The organism is Flavobacterium sp. HJJ (assembly GCF_015351475.1).
GTDB classification, from domain to species: domain Bacteria; phylum Bacteroidota; class Bacteroidia; order Flavobacteriales; family Flavobacteriaceae; genus Flavobacterium; species Flavobacterium marginilacus.
The window spans coordinates 14,781-37,114 of sequence record NZ_JADKPR010000029.1 but is presented as its reverse complement, the minus strand read 5'-3'; the positions used below and the strand labels follow the sequence as shown (position 1 = coordinate 37,114).

Here is a 22,334-nt window from a genome sequence, read left to right as displayed (position 1 = left end):
AGTTATTAAGAGTCATTAAGGAAACTAAATGTGAATGATTTTAATTAAAAATTAAAATTATTCAAAGTCACCATTAAGGTATTAAGAATCATTAAGAAAGCTTAATAACCTTAATATCTTAATGGTTCAAAATTTTAGATTAGTTATGAAAAAAATAATTTTATTGCTTTTAATTTCAAGTTTTTCCTTTGCTCAAAACGCAAACAGAAAATTTGAAAGTTATAAAGTAGTCCAAAACATTTTGGAAATAAAAACTTCTGATGGGCAGTATTTCATAAAACCTTATTCGGATAAAATAATTGAAACCACTTTTTTGCCGACAGGCGAAAAATCAAATTCCAATTCGCATGCAGTTGTTTTAACTCCTGAAAAAACGGTTTTTAAAGTAAAGCAAACTCAAAACGAATTGGTGTATTTTTCAAACGGAATTTCGGTTTCTATCGTAAAAAGCCCTTTCCAAATTACCTATTTGTACAAAAACAAAGAGTTGATTTCGGAGAAAAATGGCTATGTAAAAAGAAACACAAATAGTAAAGAACAGCCTCAGGAAACAATAGAATTCAATGTGGATGGAACCGAAGCGCTTTATGGTGCCGGAGCGAGAGCATTGGGTATCAACCGTCGCGGAAACCGTTTGGAATTGTACAACCAAGCCGATTATGGATACGGAACGCATTCGAAGAAAATGAATTTCTCGATTCCGTTAGTAATGTCATCCAAAATTTATGCGGTTCATTTTGATAACGGTGCTATCGGGTGGTTGGATTTGGACAGCAAAAAAGACAATACTTTAGTTTACGAAACTATTTCGGGACGAAAAACCTATCAGGTAATTGCAGGCGATTCTTGGACTGATTTGACTTCAAATTACACGGCTTTGACAGGAAGACAACCTCTTGTTCCTCGTTGGGTTCTGGGGAATTTCTCTAGTAGATTTGGGTATCATTCGCAGGAAGAAGTATCCAAAACCATTGATAAATATTTGAAAGATGAAATCCCTGTGGATGCCATTATTCTTGATTTGTATTGGTTCGGGAAAACGGTTACAGGAACGATGGGTAATTTGGATTGGGACAAAGACAATTTCTCTGATCCAAAGAAAATGATAAACGATTTGAACGGTAAAGGAGTCAAAACCATTTTGATTACTGAGCCTTTTATATTGACGACTTCAAGTAGATGGCAAGATGCTGTCGATAAGAAAGTTTTGGCAACAGATAATGCCGGAAACCCATTTAAATACGATTTCTTTTTCGGGAATACCGGACTTGTAGATGTGTTTAAACCCGAAGGGAAAACTTGGTTTTGGAACATTTATAAAAATCTAATTAATCAAGGAGTTGGCGGTTGGTGGGGCGATTTGGGAGAACCCGAAGTGTTTCCGTCAGCATCATTTACCGCACAGGGAAAAGCAGATGAAGTGCATAATATTTACGGACATACTTGGTCCAAAATGATTAATGATGGCTACGTTAAGGATTTTCCAAATGTGCGTCCATTTATCCTGATGCGTGCCGGATATTCCGGTTCACAGCATTACGGAATGATTCCGTGGTCGGGCGATGTAAGTCGTAGTTGGGAAGGATTACAATCGCAACCTGAAATTGCGTTGCAGATGGGAATGCAGGGAATGGCATATATGCATTCGGATTTGGGAGGATTTGCCGGAGATTATTTCGACAATGAGTTGTATGTTCGTTGGTTGCAGTATGGCGTATTTCAGCCGGTGTATCGTCCGCACGCGCAGGAAGATGTGGCTTCGGAACCTGTTAATAAAGATATTTTGACCAAAGCCAAAGTTAAAAAACAAATTAAGTTGCGTTACCAAATGTTGCCGTACAATTACACTTTGGCTTTTGAAAATAACAACAAAGGTTTGCCATTGATGCGTCCTTTGTTTTTTGAGGAACCAACCAATGACAAGTTATTGAACTCTTGTGATTCCTATTTGTGGGGAAATGATTTTTTGGTGACACCAATTACCAAAGCTGGAGTTACCAACACAACTGTTTATTTCCCAAAAAACAGCAATTGGTATGATTTTTATACGGGTGCAAAACACGAAGGAGGAAATATGGAGAACATTGCTGTTTCGGCAGATAATATTCCGGTGTTTGTCCGAGGAGGCGCTTTTGTCCCGATGATTAAAACAATTCAGAACACGACAAAATATTCGTTGGCTAACTTTGATTTGCATTTTTATTTTGATGAAAAAACAACGTCAAGCTCCGGAAAATTATACAATGATGACGGATTGACTCCAAATGCTTTTGAAAAAGGAGCATACGAAATTTTGAATTTTTCAAGTAACGCTTCCGCAAAAGTTATTACATTGAAAATAACCACAACTGTTGGAAAAGTATTTGCAGGTACTGACAAAAACGTCACTTTATTGGTTCACAACATCAGTTCAAAACCAACGAAAGTTACCGTTAACGGAGCGAATGTGGAGTTTAAAACCAATGCTTCCACGCTTGAAATTCCGGTAGCATTGAAAAAAGGATTAGATAACGAAATCAAAATACAGCTATAAAATGATTAGAAAAACAATACTATCACTGTCGGTTTTGTTGGCAACGACTTTAGTATTTGCACAAGCGAAAAAAAACGCTGTCGCAAAAACCGAGAAAACACCTTTCGTTTGGGAAGGAGCCAATTTATATTTTTTGATGACCGACCGTTTTAACAATGGCGATAAATCGAATGATGTAAATTATAACAGAACTAAAACTGCTGGAAAACTTCGCGGTTTTGAAGGTGGCGACCTTAAAGGAATTATTCAAAAAATAGACGAAGGTTACTTTACAAAATTGGGAATCAACGTGATTTGGTTTACACCTATTGTCGAACAAATTCATGACGGAGTCGATGAAGGAACCGGTTTTAGTTATGGATTTCACGGCTATTGGACAAGGGATTGGACGGCTTTGGATCCTAACTTCGGAACCAAAAAAGATTTGGCCGAATTGGTCAAAAAAGCCCACGCCAAAGGAATCCGAATCATGCTTGATGGGGTAATCAATCATACCGGACCAGTTACGCCTGTCGATACTGTTTGGCCTGAAGATTGGGTTCGCACAGGACCAAATTGCAAATACAGCAATTTTGAAAATACAACGGCTTGTACGTTGGTATCGAATTTACCTGATGTAAAAACCGAAAGCAAAGTTGCCGTTGCACTGCCTCCTTTTTTGGTTGAAAAATGGAAAGCGGAAGGAAGATATGAAAAAGAAGTAGCTTCATTGGACGCTTTTTTCAAAAGAACGGGCTACCCAAGAACTCCAAAATATTACATCATAAAATGGTTGACGGATTACATCACAGAGTTCGGAATTGACGGTTACCGCGCCGATACGGTGAAACATACAGACGAAAGCGTTTGGGCCGATTTCAAAACCCAATGTGATTACGCTTTCGCACAATGGAAAAAAAATAATCCGACGAAAGTTTTGGATAACAACCCGTTTTACACCATTGCCGAAGTCTATAATTACAATATCAGCAACGGAAAACTATTCGATTTTGGGGACAAAAAAGTAGATTATTATGCGAATGGTTTTACGGCTATGATCAATTTTGAGTTCAAAAGTGATGCTCAAAAAGACTATTCTACGCTGTTTTCAAAATATTCTGGCTTACTAAACGGTCAATTGAAAGGCAATAGTGTTCTGAATTATTTGTCTTCTCACGACGATGGTGGGCCTTTTGATGCCAAACGTACCAAAAGCATCGAAAGCGGAACAAAATTATTGTTGACTCCCGGTATTTCACAAATGTATTACGGTGACGAATCCGCTCGATCACTTGTGGTCGAAGGAACTGTAGGCGATGCCACATTGCGTTCTAATATGAATTGGGAAGCCATAAAAACAAATCCCGAAACCCAAAAAGTGTTGTTGCATTGGCAAAAACTAGGTCAGTTCAGAAAGAATCATCCATCGGTTGGAGCCGGCGTGAATATAGAGATTTCGACAAAACCGTATGTTTGTTCACGAACTTTTACCAAAGGGAAATATAAAGACACAGTCGTAATCGGATTGGATTTAGCCAAGGGGAAAAAGGAAATCCCTGTGGGCTCAGCCTTCAAGGAAGGAGCTAAAATTAGGGATGCTTATTCCAGAAAAACAGCAACCGTTTTGAATGGAAAAGTGACTGTTGACAGTGAGTTTGATATTGTTTTGTTGGAATCGATGAAGTAAATTTTACAGATCTAACGGGTTTTTAAAACCTGTTAGGTCTAACTTAAAAATAGCGTTATCATAATTTATTAGTTTTAAATTGCCTCGGGCTTTAGCTCGAGGTTTTTTTTTATTTTAGTAAGATGAAAAAAATGCAAAAAATAGGGCACCGAGGAGCCAAAGGACACGAACCCGAAAACACTTTAATTTCATTTGAAAAAGCAATTGCTATGGGTGCTGACGGAATCGAATTGGATGTGCATCTTAGTATAGACGGCCATTTGATTGTAATCCATGACGAAACCATTGACAGAACAACCAATGGCAAAGGAATTGTAAACCAATTAACATTGCAGGAACTTAAGTCTGTTAAAATTAATGGCGAATATACGATTCCAACATTGGATGAGGTTTTGGATTTGGTTAACCAAAGATGTTTTGTAAATATTGAATTAAAAAATCAGCATACAGCGGAGAAAGTGGTTCAATTGATAGAATATTATATTTCAGAAAAAAACTGGAGAAAAGAACATTTTATAGTTTCCAGTTTCGATTGGAATGCCCTGCAACAAGTCCGTTTTTTAAACAGCGACATCCGAATTGGAGTTTTAACCGAAACCGATATGGATTTGGCCATTTCTTTCGCCCGATTTATGAAAGCCGAAGCCCTACACCCCGATTTTCAATTATTGACAAAGGATTATACCACCAAAATTCAGGAGAAAGGAATCCTTATTTTTCCGTGGACGGTAAATGAAATTGATGATATTCAAAAAATGAAATCGTTAAAAGTGGATGGCATCATCACCGATTTTTTGGATAGGGTTTAAAAATGTTAAACACGAATTATCACTAATTATATGCAAAGTTGAAATATAATTACACAAATTCTAGTTGTTTTTAGAATTCGTGTAATTTTAAAAGAGGTTTTAATTCGTGCCAATTTGTGTAATTCGTGTTTGTTTTTTTTAATGTTTACATTTGCATTTCAATTCTTTTACAAAATAATGATTCAAAATTTTGACATACTCGTTGTTGGCGGTGGCGCTTCCGGTTTTTTCACGGCAATTAATATCGTGGAGAAAAACCCGAAAATGAAAGTTGCCATTTTAGAAAGAGGAGCTGAAGTATTGGCAAAAGTCCGTGTTTCAGGAGGTGGCCGTTGTAATGTGACGCATGCCTGTTTTGAGCCTAATGAGTTGGTCAAATTTTATCCCCGTGGTGAAAAAGAACTGCGAGGGCCATTTCATCAATTTTGTTCGGGTGATACTATTGAATGGTTCGAAAAACACGGAGTAGAGCTGAAAATCGAAGAAGACGGGCGTATGTTTCCAGTTTCGAATTCCTCGCAAACCATAATTGATTGTTTTGTTAAAGCTACCCAAAAGCTTGGAATCAAAGTTTTCACAGGACAAAGTGTGCAGTCCATTTTTAAAAAAGACAATTTTTGGAAAATAGAAACGCAAAATGAAAATTACATTGCTGAAAAATTAGTTCTTGCCACAGGCAGTAATCCTAAAGTTTGGGAAATGCTTCAAAAACAAGGGCACGCGATTGTGAATCCAGTTCCTTCTTTATTCACCTTCAACATAAAAGATCCCCGAATCAAGGAATTACCAGGAGTTTCAGCTCAAGTTACCGTAAAAGTAAAAGACACTAATCTGACTTCAACAGGCCCCTTGTTAATTACACATTGGGGAATGAGCGGTCCGGCAATCTTGAAATTATCGGCTTGGGGAGCGCGGATTTTACATGACAAGAATTATCAGTTTACCATTTACGTGAATTGGCTCAACGATCTTGATGCCGAAGATGCGGAGAAAATCTTAAAAACTACCAAACAGGAACACGCCAAGAAATCGGTTTCCAAGAAATCGGCTGTTGATTTAACCAATCGTCTTTGGGAAAGTTTAGTATTAGCTTCAGGAATTCCTGCCGATACCAAATGGGCTGATTTGTCTAAAACCCAATTGCAAAACTTGGTAAATCAATTAACGAATGGCACTTTTCAGGTAAATGGTAAAAGCACTTTCAAAGAAGAATTCGTAACCGCTGGCGGAATCGATTTAAAAGAAATCAACTTTAAAACCATGGAGAGTAAACTTCACGAAAATCTTTATTTTGCAGGTGAAATAATGAATATCGACGCCATTACCGGAGGATTCAATTTCCAAAATGCTTGGACGAGCGGTTTTATTGTAGCAAATGGCATTTAATAAAGAATTAATTAACAAAAAATTACATCAATTATAAGTTTTTCTTAAATACTATGGGATATATTTACTTTCGATAAACTCTTATAAATGAAAGTAAAGTTACTTATTGCGTTATCCTTGATTGTAAGCCAATTCAGCTTTTCACAAACTGAAAAAATTCTAAAAGGAGTAGTGTCATCAGAGAATTTTTTATTATCAAACGTAGATGTCATTAATAAAACTTCTCAGAAAAGTGTTAAAACCAATGAAAATGGTGAATTTATAATGGCCGTTAAAGCTAATGACAGCCTGCTTTTCTATATTAAAGATTTTCATTTAAAAAGGCTGAAAGTCTCTCAAAAACAGATTGAGCTAAACAATCTTGAAGTTGAAATGCTTAAAAATGCCGAAGAATTAGAAGAAGTGCTAGTAGAAAAAAAACAAAGTATAAAATTAAGCACGGACAAGGCATACGAGCAAAGTAAACTAGATGGATATGCTACAGAAAAGTTTGATAATAGAGAGGGGCATCAGGCTATGAGAGATGGAACTTTTGTTAACGGATTAAATTTTATTACTATTGGCAAAAAGCTTTTACAACTATTCTCAAAAGAAAAAGAACCAGAAAAAGAAACTCCTCCAGAAATTGAATTTGCAGTATTGGCAAAAAACACATGTGATCAAAAATTTTATCTGGAAACTTTAAAATTAAAACCGGAAGAGATTAATCTTTTTCTTCAATTTTGCGATTTAGATCCTAAATCAAAAAAAATAATGGAGCATAACAATGTGCTAAGCATGATGGATTTTCTTTCGGCTAAAAACGTTGAATTTCAGAAGTTAAAAAACTAAATATTTATCTATTCAGCCACCAAATACTTCCATTCAAAATAGTCGCAAAACTTACCCAAAGTAAATATGGAATAAACAAATAACCCGAAATTTTATTGATTTTGGCAAACTGAATATAGGTTTCATAGATCATTAACCAAAGGACAATTATTTCCAGTCCAGCCAGCATCGGGTTTTTAAGTCCAAAAAACAAAAACGACCACAATGCGTTTAAAGCCAGTTGAATGGCAAAAAACTGCAGTGCTTTTTTAACAGCTTCTTTTTCGAAATCAATTCTGTCCCAAACTAATCCTGCCGCAATTCCCATCATAATGTAAAGCATGCTCCACACTGGAGCAAATACCCAATTAGGCGGGTTGAAACTCGGTTTAATCAATGTGGGATACCAAGTCGTAATGGCAGATCGGGTAACAATTCCAGAAAAATAGCCAATAACGAGACAAGTAACAACAATAGATAATATTCGGGTAATCTTATTCATTTTTTTAGCTTTTTGAGAAGTCAAAAATACTTAAAAACTTGTAAGGAATGCAAATAAAGGAATAAACGGTTTCCTCAAAAAAAGTATCTTTGCCGAAAATTACTATTTATGTTTGAAGCTGACGATTTTATTCCATCCAATTATATGAATTCGATTGACCAAGGAAGTTTCTCTTGGAGTGCTCCCAGTAATATTGCATTGGTAAAATATTGGGGGAAAAAAGACAAGCAGATTCCTGCAAATCCGTCAGTTAGTTTTACGCTGAATAACTGCAAAACGATTACAGCTTTGGCTTTCGCCAAAAAACAGAACGACGGCAATTTCTCTTTCGATTTGTTATTTGAAGGAAAACCAAAAGAAGACTTTAAACCAAAAATTCAAAAATTTCTAGAAAGAGTTGAGGTATATCTGCCGTTTCTGAAAGACTATCATTTTACAATTGACACCCAAAATACGTTTCCGCACAGTTCCGGAATTGCTTCATCTGCATCAGGAATGGCGGCTTTGGCGATGAATTTTATGAGTTTAGAGAAAGCTTTAAATCCAGCAATGACCGAAGATTATTTTCTTAGTAAAGCTTCATTTTTGGCACGATTAGGTTCGGGAAGTGCCTGCCGAAGTGTAAAAGGACAAGTAGTAGTTTGGGGAAATCAGGCGAATATAAAAGGAAGCACCGATTTATACGGAGTGGAATATCCGTATGAAATTCATACTGTTTTCAAAGATTTTCAAGACACGATTCTGCTGGTTGATAAAGGCGAAAAACAAGTTTCGAGTACTGTTGGCCACGATTTAATGCACGGTCATCCATTTGCCGAAAGGCGTTTTGCACAGGCACATGAAAATCTAGATAAATTGATTCCTGTCTTTAAAAGTGGAGATTTGGAAGAGTTTATTAAAATTGTAGAAAGCGAAGCCTTGACTTTACATGCGATGATGATGACTTCCCTGCCTTATTTTATTTTAATGAAACCAAATACACTGCAGATTATTAATGCAATCTGGAAATTTAGAAATGAAACCAAAATCCCAGTTTGCTTTACACTTGATGCCGGTGCCAATGTGCATGTTTTGTATCCAAATGATGTGAAAGAAAAAGTGTTGCAATTTATTACAGGAGAATTAGTTGGCTATTGCCAAAATGGTCAGTATCTTTGCGACCAAATTGGTAATGGAGCTTTGCTGGGCTAATATTTTTTTTGTATCTTTAGTTCTTAATGATTGTAATTATGGACTTGAATGCCGAAAAATTAGAATTGATCAGGAAAGTTTTAGAAACTGATGATGTTGCCATTCTGAAAAAAATAAAGGCAGTTTTTGAAGACAAAGAAAAAAAAGTCTGGGAGGAGTTAACTCCCGAACAGCAGGAAGAAATAAACATAGGAATCCAAAATGAAAATCGTGGAGATGTAGTCGATTTTTGAAAGAATGATTTCCAAGTTATAAAATTTTAGAATCATGGACATACAATTTGAAAAATCAGAATTGATGAAAAAGTTGGAAGAGACCAATGATATCTCAATAATTAAAGCAATAAAGAAAATTTTCAAATCGGAAAAGAAAGACTTTTGGGAGGAACTGACTCAAGAACAAAAGGATGAAATTGAAGAAGGAGAAAGACAGATTGAAAGAGGTGAGTTTGTAGATTTTGAAGAATTTATTAAGAAGTATATGCATTAAAAATGAGAGAAATTAAAATTTCAATTAATGCTCAAAAAAAGACAAAAATACTTTTAGAATATCTTGAGGCAAAATGGTCAGAAAGAGTTAGAATTAAATTTGCAAAGAAACTGTATGATTCTTTACAAATAATTAGAGCTAATCCTGAGATCTTTCCTAAATCAGAAACAAATGAAAAGTATCATAAATGCGTTGTTAGCAGACAGACTACGTTGTTTTATACTTTTACTAGTAAACGAATATATATAGTTGCGCTTTTTGACACAAGACAAAACCCGGCAAAAATTAAGAAAATTCAATAAATATCCCTATGAAAGGACCTTTATTTTACTCAAAAATATTACTCTTTGGAGAATACGGAATTATTCGTGATTCCAAGGGGCTGTCAATTCCGTATAATTTTTACAACGGAGCCTTAAAGAAAGATGCTAATCCTTCTGCTGAAGCGATACAGTCAAATGGTCATTTAAAACGCTATGCTGTATATTTAGAGCAATTGCAAAAAGAACAGCCTGATTTGGTTACGTTCGATTTAGAGACTTTAAATAATGACGTTCAGACCGGAATGTATTTTGATTCCAGTATTCCTCAGGGATATGGTGTAGGGAGCAGTGGTGCATTAGTTGCCGCTATTTATGATAAATATGCACAAAATAAAATCACCGTTTTAGAGAATTTAACGCGTGAAAAATTATTGACCTTAAAAACGATTTTTTCCCAGATGGAGAGTTTCTTTCACGGAAAAAGTTCCGGACTTGATCCATTGAACAGTTATTTGAGTATTCCAATTTTGATTAATTCAAAAGATAATATCGAAGCAACAGGAATTCCAACTCAAAGCCTTGACGGAAAAAGAGCTGTATTTTTATTAGACTCAGGAATTGTTGGCGAAACCGCTCCAATGGTAAATATCTTCATGGAAAACCTGAAAGACCAAGGTTTCCGTACAATGCTGAAAAATCAGTTTGTAAAATACACAGACGCTTGTGTAGAAAACTTTCTTGGCGGTGATATCAAATCATTATTTGAAAACACAAAGCAATTGTCCAAAGTCGTGCTTAATAATTTTAAACCAATGATTCCAGAGCAGTTTCATGGAATCTGGCAGGAAGGAATCGACTCAAATGATTATTACTTAAAATTGTGCGGATCTGGAGGAGGCGGTTACATTTTAGGATTTACCGAAGATTTAGAGAAAGCAAAAGTATCATTGAAAGATTTTAAATTGGAAGTTGTTTATCAGTTTTAATATTTTAGGGTAAGAAAAAACAATAAGCGCCGTTATAATTCTAAACAAACTTCATGTTAAGCAGAAAGCATAAACTTTTTATATGGAAAATCATCAGTTTATTCTCTGTCGTTAGAGGTTATAATATTCCCATTATAGCTTTAGCTCAATATTTATCGGCTATTTTTATATTGGCACCAGAGCAGAGAGCTTTGTTCATATTATTGGATTTCCGGCTTTTTATTATAGTACTTTGTTCCAGTTTAGCGATTGCTTCCGGCTACATAATCAATAGTTTTTATGACAGCAAAAAGGATTTAATTAATCGCCCGAATAAATCGCAATTAGATCGTTTGGTGAGCCAAAAAACAAAACTGCAGGTTTATTTTAGTCTTAACCTTTTTGTTGCTTTAATCGCTTTTTTCGTTTCTTTTAGAGCTGTTTTGTTTTACTCGGTTTACATATTTTTAATCTGGTTTTATTCTCATAAAATCAAAAGGTATGCCCTAATTGGCAATTTAATGGCCGCGTTTCTCGCCGTTCTGCCTTTTTTCGGAATTTTATTGTACTACTATTTACAAATGCCATTGTATGAAATCGAAAGCAATACAAGCAAACTCGCTGTTATTCTTTCGCACGGCGCATTCTTGTTTTTATTAATCTTAATCAGAGAAATGATAAAAGATTTAGAAAATTTACAAGGTGATTTTGCCAACAACTATAAAACAATTCCAATAATTTACGGAGAAGAAACTGCCAAAAAAACCATAACCATATTGACATTATTAACGGTAATTCCGGTTTATTTTTTAATCAATATCTATGATGTGGGTTATATGGATATTTACTTTTATTTCGGCTTTATTGTTTTAATTTTTTTCCTGTTATATTTATGGAAATGGCAGACAAAAGCACAGTATATAATGCTTCACAACGTTTTAAAGTTCCTTATTGTTGCTGGAGTTTTTTGCATTGTACTCATAAATCCCAGCGTTCTTTGGCACGGAAAAAAAGTATTGATGACGATTTAGGGATAATAATTTTTTGAAACAGAAAGAATAGGCATTTTCAGGAAACATGGGTTTCCGTTATCCGTTACAATTTTTTGTAGAGACGGGTTTCAAACCCGTCTTTAGAAAGTAAAGATGAATATAAGGCATTTTTGTTAGCATTACATTCTAAGACGCATTAAGTTCTAGTCAAATTTTTAAAAATCATTAAATTAAGCAGTTAACGTTTTCTAATTGTCAAAAATCGTTTCTCAATGATATAAATGCTATCTTTGCACCAAATTATAGAATATTATGAATAATAAGGGAGGCAATAGTAGAGGAAACAATGGAAGATCAAACAGCTCCAGACCAAGTTCCAATAAGCCAAAACCTGCACTGCCAAAAAGGGCTCAGGGGCCAAAAAAAGTAAAAATAAATACCAAAGCAGCCGAAGCTGAGGCTGACAAAGTACAAAAAAAGCCAAATCAAGCGCCAAAGAGACCCAAAGTAAAAGATGAAATTCGTTTGAATAAATACATCTCAAACTCAGGAACCTGCTCAAGACGCGATGCCGATATTTATATTCAGTCAGGAAATGTAAAAGTAAACGGAGTTCCCGTTACCGAAATGGGATATATGGTAAAACCGGGCGATGTAGTAAATTTTGACGGTGTAGTTTTAACTCCGGAGAAAAAAGTATATATTCTATTGAACAAGCCTAAAAATTTCACGACAGCACTGGATGAAGGTCAGGAATACCGAAATGTTTTGGAGCTGATAAAAGGTTCAACAACTTCAAAAGTTGGTCCTATAGGCAGAATGGACAAGAATACGACAGGTTTGTTGGTTTTTACTAACGACACTGATATGATCCGTAAGTTCACATTGCCAAACCAAAAATCATCTAAAATCTATCAGGTTTCTTTAGATAAAAATTTAAAATTTGAAGATTTAGAAAAAATAAATAAAGGACTGGTATTAGAGGGACACCGAGTTACTGTAGACGAAGTGAGTTATATTGAAGGAGAATCCAAAAATGAAATCGGTATTCAGTTAAAATCTTCCAACATAAAAGTAGTTCGCGCTATATTTGAGCATTTTGAATATAATGTTCTTAGAGTTGATCGTGTAGCTTTTGCTGGTTTAACTAAGAAAAATTTACCAAGAGGAAATTGGAGATTACTTACAGACCAAGAAGTTATCAATTTGAAAAACATGTAATTTTCAAAAAATATATTTTCAAATCCCTTTCATTTTATGTGGAAGGGATTTTTTTGTTTATGATAGTATCGAATGCTGAGGTTTTTTTATGTGTTTGAAAGTAAGTTATAGTTTCTTGACTTCAATTACGATAATGTTTTTAAGAAGAAATTAACAATTATGTTCGTAATAATAATTAGTTTTATATATTCTTAAATATAACAAATATGAAAAAAATTACGTTTTTTATAACCATGCTGTTTGTCTCAATAGTATTAGTGAACTGTAAGAATAATGAGGAAAAACAAGATTTTTCATTATTTACCAAAAAATACTTTGATGACAAGAATGCATTAGATCCCTTGGGAGCAACACAAAACGGTCAAAATGAATATAATGACCAGCTGCAGTTTGAAATGACAGAAAGTTTTAGAAAAAAACAACTTGAGTTTTTTAATAAATATGAGTCTGGTTTGAAAAATTTTGATGAAAAACAGCTTTCTGAAGAAGAGAAAACCAGTTATGAAATCATAAAATGGGAAGTTGAAGTTGGAAAAAAACTACTGGAACAGCCCACAAACTTAATGCCGATTCATCAGTTTTGGGGTACTCATTTAACTATGGGACAATTTGCCGGAGGCACAAGCGGACAGCCTTTTAAAACAGAAAAGGATTATACTGATTTCTTAAAAAGAATGGATAAATACAGTACTTGGATTGATTCTGCGCTGGTATATATGAAGAAAGGAATTGAAAAAGGAATAGTTCTGCCAAAAGCATTGACAGTAAAAGTAATTCCGCAGTTTGCTGATATGCCAACTCCAAAGATCGAAGACAACTTGTTTTATTCTTCTATTAAGCTGATGCCTGCCACATTTTCTGAGGAGGTAAAAAAAGATTTAACTGCTAAATACACTGCTGTAATCAATGAAAAACTGATACCGAGGTATAAAAAAATGACAGATTTTCTTAAAAACGAATACTTGCCTGCATCAAGAACTACCAGCGGAATTGGAAGTCTGTCTTTTGGGAAAGATTTATATGCAGTTTATGTAAAACAATGGACGACTACTGAAATGAGTCCGGAAGAGATTCATGAATTAGGGTTAAAAGAGGTAGCCCGCATAAATGCTGAAATGGAAAAGATAAAAAATCAAGTTGGATTTAAAGGAACGCTTCTTGAATTTTTTGAATACGTACGAAACAAACCTGAGTTGAAACCATTTAAAAAACCGGAGGAAGTAATTGCAAATTTTGAAAGGATTTATAGTGTCATAAAACCAAATGTTGACAAATTATTTTCATTACAGCCTAAGACAAAATTTGAAATCAGAAGAACTGAAGTTTTCCGAGAAAAAACTGCCAGTGCTGAGTATATGCAGGGAACAGCAGATGGTTCTCGTCCAGGTATTTTTTATGTTCCCATTCCAGATGTAAAAGAATATAATGTATATGGAGATGAAGATTTATTTCTGCATGAAGCCATTCCAGGGCATCATTTTCAAATTTCATTACAGCAGGAGAATACTGCTCTCCCAGATTTTAGAAAATTCAATTGGTTTGGTGCTTACGGTGAAGGCTGGGCATTATATACTGAGAGCTTGGGCAAGGAATTAGGTTTGTATCAAGATCCTTATCAATATTTTGGGATGCTGGGTAATGAAATGCACAGAGCGGTGCGTTTAGTAGTTGATACAGGACTGCATAGCAAAGGATGGACAAGAGAGCAGGCAATTAAATATTCTCTTCAGAATGAAGCTGAAAGTGAAGCAGGAATTACTGTCGAAATCGAACGTTATATGGCTATTCCTGGACAGGCTTTGTCCTACAAAATAGGTCAGCTTAAAATCTTGGAACTGCGTAAAAGAGCACAAGACAAAATGGGAGCTAAATTTGATATTAAAAAGTTCCATGAAAAAACATTGGAATCTGGTGTAATGCCTTTAGCTTTATTGGAAAAGAAAATAGATTCTTGGATTAATGAATAACAGTAAATAGTAGTTTCAAAAAAAAGGCAGCAATTCTAAAATTGCTGCCTTTTTTTGAGTAAAATTTTGAATTATAATTTAAAAATTTTACTTAGAAAATGAGGTTTTACTTCAGTTTTGATTAAAGTGTCAAAATTATTACTGGCATCTTCATATTGAAAATTAGCATATCCAAGTATAATTCTAATGCCTTCTGGTACAGTGTTTAAAATTAATTTTTTCTCAGTATTTAAATTATCCTGAACGTTTTCTGTTTTCTGCTTTTCATTTTTAAAATGTGACAGAATCAGCATTACGGCAAAATTTAAAACTGCTCCTGCAGTTGCACTTTTAATGCCTACTTCATTAGATATCATTTCTGATATTCTCCCTTTTTTAGTGGAAAAAATCAAATTTAGAGGGGTAAAACCTTCTTTTTCGAATGAGTAGTTCAGTGTTGATAACTTCCCGTTGTCGTATTCTAAGGTTTTATAGAATTCAGTAAGGGTTATACATTCAATGAGATTATCATATAAGGAAGGATTTTCTATTATTTTATCAATACCAATAAGTACAGTACAGATACTGGTATCAATTGATTTTTTTAATAAAATTTCATTCTCTTCATATTTTTTACAAAACATTGAAATTAATGGTGAAGTTATTACGCTTCGTAGTTGATTAAGTAAAATGGGGGTCATATTTTATTTGTTATCAAGCTAATTTTCTATTTGCATTAATTTTAAATAATCGATTAAGTGCGTTTTTTCGTCGATTATCTGATAAATGTATATAAAAAATTATAACAAATAACAAAAAGATTATTTTTTTTTAAAAAAGATAATAAATTAACAGAATAGTTTCTAGTATTTTACTATAGAAAGGCTGTTTTTGTTGTACTGCTGGATTTAGTTTCAGAAATTTTAAGTTAGTAATTCAGCTCGTGTATTCTGAAAAATAATGTGGCATTTTCAAAATGAATTGTTTACAGAAGGAGGTAAAAAAAAAGAGACCATCTTAAAAAGATAGTCTCTTGTGGTACCTCCAGGGATCGAACCAGGGACACATGGATTTTCAGTCCATTGCTCTACCATCTGAGCTAAGGTACCGTGCTGTTGCGGGTGCAAATATAGAACCATTTTTAATTTATCCAAAAGAAATTTTAAAAAAAAATCAATTTGTATCTTCGCATTATTAAATCCATATTATGATTCTAGCAATTGATGTAGGGAATACCAGAATTAAAGCTGCTGTATTTGAGGATTCTATCGTTTTAGAAGGCTTTGTTTTTTTGAAAACTGAGCTTGATGAAAACATTAAAAAAATTTTAAAAGAATATGAAAAAATAACCCATTTGGTCGTTTCTTCGGTTTCGGATATAGAAAAAAAGTCTTTTTTTCAATTTGAAAATCTTGCCGATATTCATTTTGTCTCTCATGATGATCTATTTCCATTTGTAAATCATTATAAAACGCCTCGGACATTAGGAGTAGACAGAATGGTGCTTGCTGCAGGTGCAACGCTTCAGTTTCCAAATCAGAATAGATTGGTAATTGATGCCGGGACCTGTGTGACGTATGATTTTGTAGATGAATCGAATAATTATCTTGGAGGAGCAATTTCGCCTGGATTACAGCTTCGTTACGCTGCATTGCATAATTTTACGGCAAAGCTTCCTTTGTTAGAATTGGAAAACCCAGACCATTTCGTTGGGAAATCTACTTCAGAATCGATACATTCTGGAGTTGTAAACGGATTGGTCTATGAAATAGATGGTTTTATAGATGAATATAAGACATTACATTCAAACTTTATAATAATTTTAACGGGTGGAGATGCAGTTTTTTTGGCTAAACGATTAAAAAATACCATATTTGCCAATTCAAATTTCCTATTAGAGAGTTTGAATCAAATTTTTCAATATAAAATAGAAAATGATTAAAAAAATTATTGTTATTGCATGCTTCTTTTTTTCGCTGCTGGCTAATGCTCAAAGTGGATCTGCGTCTCCTTATTCTTTTTTCGGATTAGGTGAATCCAGGTTTAAAGGGAATCTTGAAAATCGTTCTATGGGAGGACTTAGTATAGAGCAAGACAGTCTTCATATAAATATTTTGAATCCTGCGAGTTTTGCAGCTATAAGGTTCACAGCTTTTACAATTGGAGGAAATTATACATCAACCAAACTGAAAACAGATTCCAAAAGTGATAATGCAAAAAGAACAACTCTTGATTTTTTGGCTGTTGCTTTGCCTTTAGGTAAAATTGGTGTTGGATTCGGATTAATGCCTTACACTTCAGTTGGTTATAATATTGAATCCATTAACTCTGATCCAGATGGCGTAAATAATGTGCTGAAAGGAACTGGCGGTTTGAATAAAGCTTTTTTTTCATTGGGATATACCATTATTCCTAATTTAGTGGTAGGTGGTGATATACAGTATAATTTTGGAAGAATTAACAACTCAAATTTAGAATTTTTAACAGGAGTACTGGTTGGGACTGAAGAAAAAAACAAAGCAGATTTAAAAGGATTTGCGGCTAATTTTGGTGCCATGTATAAGTACAAAATCCATAAAAAAACAAACTTATATACCAGTTTTACATATACTCCTCAGGCAACTTTATCGTCAACAAATACTAGAACAATTTCGACTGTAACTTATAATTCTAATTATGATGTTGCTGTTTATGATGCATTAGATCCAAAAGAGATTAGAACAGATTTAAAGATTCCTGAAAAAACATCTTTTGGTTTTGGAGTTGGAGCAACTAGAAAGTGGCTTTTAGGTGCGCAATTGGTTTTTCAGAATGCTGGAAAATTAACAGATGATTTTAATACAGTAGACAATGTGTCTTATAGTAAATATTCTAGTTATAGTTTAGGAGGTTTTTATGTTCCTAAAAGTAGTATTTATTCAAAATATTTTCAAAAAGTTGTATATAGAGGAGGTTTGAGATATACCAAAACAGGTACAATAATCAAGTCTGAAGAAATTGATGAAAAAGCAGTTAGTTTTGGAATGGGACTGCCTATCATTGGAAGTCTTTCCAATGTTAATGTAGGTTTAGAATATGGACAAAGAGGGACAACTTCTCAAGGACTGGTTCAGGAAAATTACTTCACTCTTTCAATTAGTTTTTCTCTTAATGACAAATGGTTTGGACATAGAAAAATTGATTAATTTTAATCTAAGGAATTCGTTTTTCGATGTTGTTTAAGTAATTGCTATGAGTTTTTTAAATAAAGATATTTCTTTTGTTTTATCACTTTTCATTATTGTAAGTGTTCTTTTTGGTTGTGAAAGTAATTTTAAAGAGGTGCATAATAATGATTATTCTGAGTTTGTTCCAAGCGGTGATGCAGATAATGTGAATTTAAAATATACTGATTCTGGAAAGATAAAATCCATACTCATAAGTCCGAAAATGTTTGATTATTCCAATGTTGATTTTGCTTTTACAGAATTCCCTAAGGGTGTTGATGTGACAATTTATGACAATAAAGGAAAAAAGACATTTATCAGATCTAATTATGCGGTGTCATATAAGGAGACTAATATTATTGATTTGCAGGGAAAAGTAAAAATTACTTCAGAGGCAGGGCAGATACTAGAAACAGAACAATTGTTTTTTGACCAAAAAAATCAATGGTTCTATACAGAGAAAAAATTTAAACTGACTGATGCAGCAAATAGTTCTACTGGTCAGGGAATTGATTTCAGCAAAGACTTTAAAACGATTAATTCGCAAAGGATACAGGGGGAAATTGAATCGAAAGAATAATAAAAAACAAACACATGAATTTTTTAAAATACACATCTTACTTATACTTGGCTTTTGGAATCTATTTTTTATATGAAGGATATACTAAATGGAGTGCAAATGAAAATCCTGTACTGAGTTTTGTTATTGCAGGGCTTGCAGTTTTTATGTTTTTCTTCAGAAGGAAGTTTGCTAAGAAATTTGAAGACAGAAATAATAAACAATCTTAAAATGAAATGGAAATAAGTATCATAATATTGTGCTTAATACTATGTGCTTTTTTTTCAGGAATGGAGATAGCTTTTATATCTTCGAATAAAATTTATCTGGAGTTAGAGAAAAAACAAGATAATTTTCTTTCCAGAATACTTGCCAAATTAACAGAAAAGCCTTCAAAATTCATTGCTGCGATGCTTATAGGCAACAATATAGCATTGGTAGTTTATGGGTTTTTTATGGGCGATTTATTGATGAGATGGCTGCTGTATTTTGACTTGCATTTTTCTGAAGTTATAAGCCTTTTAATTCAAACGGTAATTTCAACTTTAATAGTCTTAATAACGGCAGAATTTCTTCCGAAGGTTTTTTTTCAGATTTATGCCAATTCACTTATTAAGTTTTTTGCCATACCTTCTTACTTCTTTTATAAATTATTCTATTTAGTTTCTGCATTTTTAATTTGGATTTCAGATTTTATTCTGAAAAAATTTTTCAAAACCGATGGAGATCAGGTACAGCTTTATTTCAGTAAAATAGAATTGGGAAATTATATTACCGAACAAATGAGTACGGTTGAGGATGATGAAGAAGTAGATTCGGAAATACAGATTTTTAGAAATGCTCTGGATTTTTCGGGGATAAAAGCAAGGGATGTAATGACACCGCGTACTGAGATTGCAGCCATTGATGTAATGGAATCAATAGACGGGCTGAAAGAATTATTTATAGAAACAGGTTATTCTAAGATGGTTATTTGTCAAAATTCATTAGACGATATTATTGGTTATGTGCATTCATTTGATTTGTTTAAAAAACCTTCCAGTATTAAAGAAATCATAATCCCTGTAGAATTTATTCCAGAAACGATTTATGTAAAAGATGCAATGAATTTATTAACTAAGAAAAGAAAAAGCGTTGCAGTTGTTTTGGATGAGTATGGAGGGACATCGGGAATTCTTACTATTGAAGATATTGTCGAAGAGCTTTTTGGCGAAATAGAAGACGAACATGATCTGGATGAGGAATTGGCCGAAAAAGAGCTGGACAGCAATTCATTTTTATTTTCAGCCCGTTTTGATGTGGAGTATTTAAATCAGACATATAAACTGGCAATTCCTGAGAGCGATTCTTATGGGACCCTCGGGGGATTCATCGTGAATTTCACTAAGGAAATTCCTCAAAAAGGAGATAAAATTACTATAGAAAATTATCAATTTCTTATTGAAGAAGCAACAAATAAGAAGATAGAATTAGTTAAAATGACTATACTGGACTAAGATTTCTTTTTTAATTTAAAAAAAAGCAAAAAAAAAACACTAGTTCTATAATTATTAATCAGATAATTGTATTTTCGCAAACAAAATTTTAAAATAAACAATAATATACAATGGCAGTTTTATCAAAAATCAGACAACATTCCGCGATAATGATTGGAGTTATTGCTCTAGCATTATTCTCATTTATCATACAAGATCTTTTTACAAAAGGGAATTTTGGTAAAAGCTCAAAGGATGTTGGAAGCATCAATGGAAAAGATATCGCATTTGAAGACTTTAGGCTGAAAGTCAGCAATGTCGAAAAAAGCGGGCAGGGAATTTCTGCAACACAAGCATCTGCAAGAGTATGGGATCAAGAAGTGACAATCGCTTTGCTTACTGCTGAATTTGATAAATTAGGATTAAGAGTAGGTGAAAAACATATTTTGGATATTCTTAAAGCAGATCAGAATATTGGAAAAAATCCAATGTTTTTGAATGCTGCAGGTATGTTTGATGTTGCTAAATTTAAAGAATTTTTTAAGTCAAATCCAGAGCAGGCTCAATACTTAAAAGAGAGAGAGAAAGATGCTGAATTGAATGCTAAATTTCAAATTTATAATACTTTAATTAAAGGCGGTATTTATACAACTGAAAGTGAAGGTAAATTCAACTATGAATTGGCTTCTAACAAAGTAAATTTTGACTATGTTGCCGGTTTGTTCTCTACTATAAAAGATAGTGAAGTAAAAGTAACAGATGCTGATATTTTGGATTATATGAAAGCAAGTCCAAAAAAATTCAAGTCTGATGAAACACGTGATATAGAATATGTTTTGATTGAAGATAAAGCTTCTCCAGCAGATATTAGTGAAGTTAAGGCTAAACTTACTTCGTTATTATCAGGAAGTGTGGTTTACAATCAGGCTACTGCTAAAAATGATACTTTGGCTGGTTTCAAAAATGCTAAAAATGCTGCTGAATTTGTAAATTCAAATTCTGATGTTCCTTATGATTCTTCTTATGTTGCCAAAAAAGATTTACCTGCTGTTGATGCTGATAAATTATACAACTTAGCTCCAGGGGAGGTTTATGGACCATATGTTTTTGGAAAATACTATTGCATTTCTAAATCATTAGGAAAAAAATCTGGTGTAAATGCTAAAGCAAGCCACATTCTTATAAGCTATGAAGGAACTCAAGTTCCAAATAAAAAAGAAAAAAGAACTAAAGAAGAAGCTAAAGCTAAAGCAGAAGCTATTTTAGCCCAAGTTACTGCAAACCCTGATAGTTTCATGATGTTGGCATTTACTGCTTCAGATGATTCTTCAGCACAGCAGGGAGGCGATTTAGGATATTTTGGCCAAGGTCAAATGGTAAAACCATTCAATGATTTCGTATTCAACAACGGTATTGGTAAAGTTGGATTAGTAGAAACTCCATTTGGTTTTCATATCATTAAAATTACAGATAAACAAGATGGTGTTCGTTTAGCAACTGTTGCTCAAAAAATTGAAGCCTCAGAAGCTACTTCTGATAAAGTATTCCAGCAGGCAACTAAATTTGAAATGGAAGTTGCTGACAAAGATTTTAATAAAGTTGCAAAAGAAATGGCTCTTACTGTATCTCCAGCAGTTTCAGTAAAAGCAATGGATGAAAGCTTTGGTCCTTTAGGAGCTCAAAGAAATATTGTAAGATGGGCTTTCGAGAAAGACTCTAAAGAAGGAGCTGTTAAAAGATTTGAAGTGGCAAATTTAGGGCACGTAATTGCGAAACTTAAAGCTATCGATAATTCAGGATTAGTTCCGGTTGCACAAGCAAGACCTTATGTGGAATCAATTCTTAAAAACAAGAAAAAAGCTGAAATTCTAAAAGCTAAAATGTCTGGAAGTTCATTGGAGGCAATTGCAAAAGCAACAGGTAGTGCTGTTCAGAAAGCAACTGATGTTACTTTAGAAAATCCAGTTTTACCTGGAGGTGTTGGTCAAGAAGCTAAAGTAGTTGGAAATGCATTTGCTTTGGCTGCTAATAAATTATCTGCTCCAATCGAAGGTGTTACTGGTGTTTATGTTGTGAAAAATATAAGTACTGTTAAAGCTCCAGCTCTAAAAAGCTATGCTGAAAATGTTACTAAATTAAAAGCACAAAGTGCATCAGATGCAAATAGAGTACTGCCTGCATTAAAAGAAGGTGCTGATATAAAAGATAATAGAAAAGATTTTAATTACTAAAAGAAAGTAGTTAATCTTAAAATAAAAAATCCGATACTTATAACTGCGAGTATCGGATTTTTTGTTTTAACCCTATTATTCCCTGCAGAT

Annotated in this window: 21 protein-coding genes and 1 tRNA gene; 19 read left to right on the top strand and 3 right to left on the bottom strand. The window is 33.7% G+C overall.

What is annotated here, in order from left to right; genetic code table 11:
* The first annotated feature begins 145 nt into the window (after positions 1 to 145).
* From IRZ80_RS18285 to IRZ80_RS18265, 5 genes are all read left to right on the top strand, one after another.
* Positions 146 to 2,533 (top strand): TIM-barrel domain-containing protein, encoded by a 2,388-nt coding sequence (locus tag IRZ80_RS18285; RefSeq protein WP_194643361.1) that lies wholly within the window; start codon positions 146 to 148, stop codon positions 2,531 to 2,533.
* 1 nt (position 2,534) lies between these two features.
* The gene (locus IRZ80_RS18280) at positions 2,535 to 4,199 is read left to right on the top strand and encodes an alpha-amylase family glycosyl hydrolase (protein ID WP_194643359.1); all 1,665 of its coding nucleotides are present in this window, start codon (positions 2,535 to 2,537) and stop codon (positions 4,197 to 4,199) included.
* A 131-nt stretch (positions 4,200 to 4,330) separates the two neighbouring features.
* Complete coding sequence (locus IRZ80_RS18275; RefSeq protein WP_194643357.1) at positions 4,331 to 5,008, top strand: glycerophosphodiester phosphodiesterase; 678 nt, start codon at positions 4,331 to 4,333, stop codon at positions 5,006 to 5,008.
* A 177-nt stretch (positions 5,009 to 5,185) separates the two neighbouring features.
* A complete protein-coding gene (locus IRZ80_RS18270) occupies positions 5,186 to 6,394 on the top strand; it encodes an NAD(P)/FAD-dependent oxidoreductase (protein WP_194643356.1) in 1,209 nt (402 codons plus the stop codon).
* Positions 6,395 to 6,481: 87 nt separating this feature from the next.
* Positions 6,482 to 7,225 (top strand): hypothetical protein, encoded by a 744-nt coding sequence (locus IRZ80_RS18265; RefSeq protein WP_194643354.1) that lies wholly within the window; start codon positions 6,482 to 6,484, stop codon positions 7,223 to 7,225.
* A gap of 4 nt (positions 7,226 to 7,229) precedes the next feature.
* Here the strand turns inward: IRZ80_RS18265 and IRZ80_RS18260 are convergent, their stop codons facing one another.
* Positions 7,230 to 7,706, bottom strand: a complete 477-nt coding sequence (locus IRZ80_RS18260) for a TspO/MBR family protein (RefSeq protein ID WP_194643352.1) — start codon at positions 7,704 to 7,706, stop codon at positions 7,230 to 7,232.
* Positions 7,707 to 7,814: 108 nt separating this feature from the next.
* Between IRZ80_RS18260 and IRZ80_RS18255 the strand changes: the two genes are divergently transcribed.
* The 8 genes from IRZ80_RS18255 (at position 7,815) to IRZ80_RS18220 (ending at position 14,794) form a co-directional block, all read left to right on the top strand.
* Entirely contained in the window at positions 7,815 to 8,897 is a 1,083-nt protein-coding gene (locus tag IRZ80_RS18255; RefSeq protein WP_194643350.1) for a diphosphomevalonate/mevalonate 3,5-bisphosphate decarboxylase family protein, read from the top strand.
* 38 nt (positions 8,898 to 8,935) lie between these two features.
* Positions 8,936 to 9,130: a hypothetical protein gene (locus IRZ80_RS18250; RefSeq protein ID WP_194643348.1), complete on the top strand. Its 195-nt coding sequence runs from the start codon at positions 8,936 to 8,938 to the stop codon at positions 9,128 to 9,130.
* Between the two features lie 34 nt (positions 9,131 to 9,164).
* Positions 9,165 to 9,386 (top strand): hypothetical protein, encoded by a 222-nt coding sequence (locus IRZ80_RS18245; protein WP_194643346.1) that lies wholly within the window; start codon positions 9,165 to 9,167, stop codon positions 9,384 to 9,386.
* 2 nt (positions 9,387 to 9,388) lie between these two features.
* Entirely contained in the window at positions 9,389 to 9,688 is a 300-nt protein-coding gene (locus IRZ80_RS18240) for a type II toxin-antitoxin system RelE/ParE family toxin (protein WP_194643344.1), read from the top strand.
* 8 nt (positions 9,689 to 9,696) lie between these two features.
* Positions 9,697 to 10,635 carry a mevalonate kinase gene (locus IRZ80_RS18235; RefSeq protein ID WP_194643342.1) on the top strand — a complete coding sequence of 313 codons (939 nt, stop codon included), beginning with the start codon at positions 9,697 to 9,699 and terminating at the stop codon, positions 10,633 to 10,635.
* Between the two features lie 53 nt (positions 10,636 to 10,688).
* A complete protein-coding gene (locus tag IRZ80_RS18230; protein ID WP_194643340.1) occupies positions 10,689 to 11,645 on the top strand; it encodes a geranylgeranylglycerol-phosphate geranylgeranyltransferase in 957 nt (318 codons plus the stop codon).
* A gap of 273 nt (positions 11,646 to 11,918) precedes the next feature.
* Positions 11,919 to 12,827: a pseudouridine synthase gene (locus IRZ80_RS18225; RefSeq protein WP_194643338.1), complete on the top strand. Its 909-nt coding sequence runs from the start codon at positions 11,919 to 11,921 to the stop codon at positions 12,825 to 12,827.
* A gap of 206 nt (positions 12,828 to 13,033) precedes the next feature.
* A complete protein-coding gene (locus tag IRZ80_RS18220) occupies positions 13,034 to 14,794 on the top strand; it encodes a DUF885 domain-containing protein (protein ID WP_194643337.1) in 1,761 nt (586 codons plus the stop codon).
* A 71-nt stretch (positions 14,795 to 14,865) separates the two neighbouring features.
* Here IRZ80_RS18220 and IRZ80_RS18215 read toward each other — a convergent pair whose 3' ends face one another.
* Positions 14,866 to 15,474: a hypothetical protein gene (locus IRZ80_RS18215; RefSeq protein WP_194643335.1), complete on the bottom strand. Its 609-nt coding sequence runs from the start codon at positions 15,472 to 15,474 to the stop codon at positions 14,866 to 14,868.
* Positions 15,475 to 15,809: 335 nt separating this feature from the next.
* Positions 15,810 to 15,882: transfer RNA gene (locus tag IRZ80_RS18210), tRNA-Phe, on the bottom strand.
* Positions 15,883 to 15,980: 98 nt separating this feature from the next.
* Here IRZ80_RS18210 and IRZ80_RS18205 point away from each other — a divergent pair.
* The 6 genes from IRZ80_RS18205 to IRZ80_RS18180 all read left to right on the top strand — a co-directional run bounded on the left by IRZ80_RS18205 (position 15,981) and on the right by IRZ80_RS18180 (position 22,244).
* A complete protein-coding gene (locus IRZ80_RS18205) occupies positions 15,981 to 16,715 on the top strand; it encodes a type III pantothenate kinase (RefSeq protein WP_194643333.1) in 735 nt (244 codons plus the stop codon).
* Positions 16,708 to 17,958, top strand: a complete 1,251-nt coding sequence (locus IRZ80_RS18200; protein WP_194643331.1) for a hypothetical protein — start codon at positions 16,708 to 16,710, stop codon at positions 17,956 to 17,958. The genes IRZ80_RS18205 and IRZ80_RS18200 overlap by 8 nt, the downstream gene beginning before the upstream one ends.
* 46 nt (positions 17,959 to 18,004) lie before the next feature.
* Positions 18,005 to 18,559: an LPS export ABC transporter periplasmic protein LptC gene (gene lptC, locus IRZ80_RS18195; protein ID WP_194643329.1), complete on the top strand. Its 555-nt coding sequence runs from the start codon at positions 18,005 to 18,007 to the stop codon at positions 18,557 to 18,559.
* 14 nt (positions 18,560 to 18,573) lie between these two features.
* Positions 18,574 to 18,768, top strand: a complete 195-nt coding sequence (locus IRZ80_RS18190) for a hypothetical protein (protein ID WP_194643327.1) — start codon at positions 18,574 to 18,576, stop codon at positions 18,766 to 18,768.
* A 6-nt stretch (positions 18,769 to 18,774) separates the two neighbouring features.
* Complete coding sequence (locus IRZ80_RS18185) at positions 18,775 to 20,034, top strand: hemolysin family protein (RefSeq protein ID WP_194643325.1); 1,260 nt, start codon at positions 18,775 to 18,777, stop codon at positions 20,032 to 20,034.
* A 110-nt stretch (positions 20,035 to 20,144) separates the two neighbouring features.
* Positions 20,145 to 22,244 (top strand): peptidylprolyl isomerase, encoded by a 2,100-nt coding sequence (locus IRZ80_RS18180; RefSeq protein WP_194643323.1) that lies wholly within the window; start codon positions 20,145 to 20,147, stop codon positions 22,242 to 22,244.
* The last annotated feature ends 90 nt before the right edge of the window (positions 22,245 to 22,334 follow it).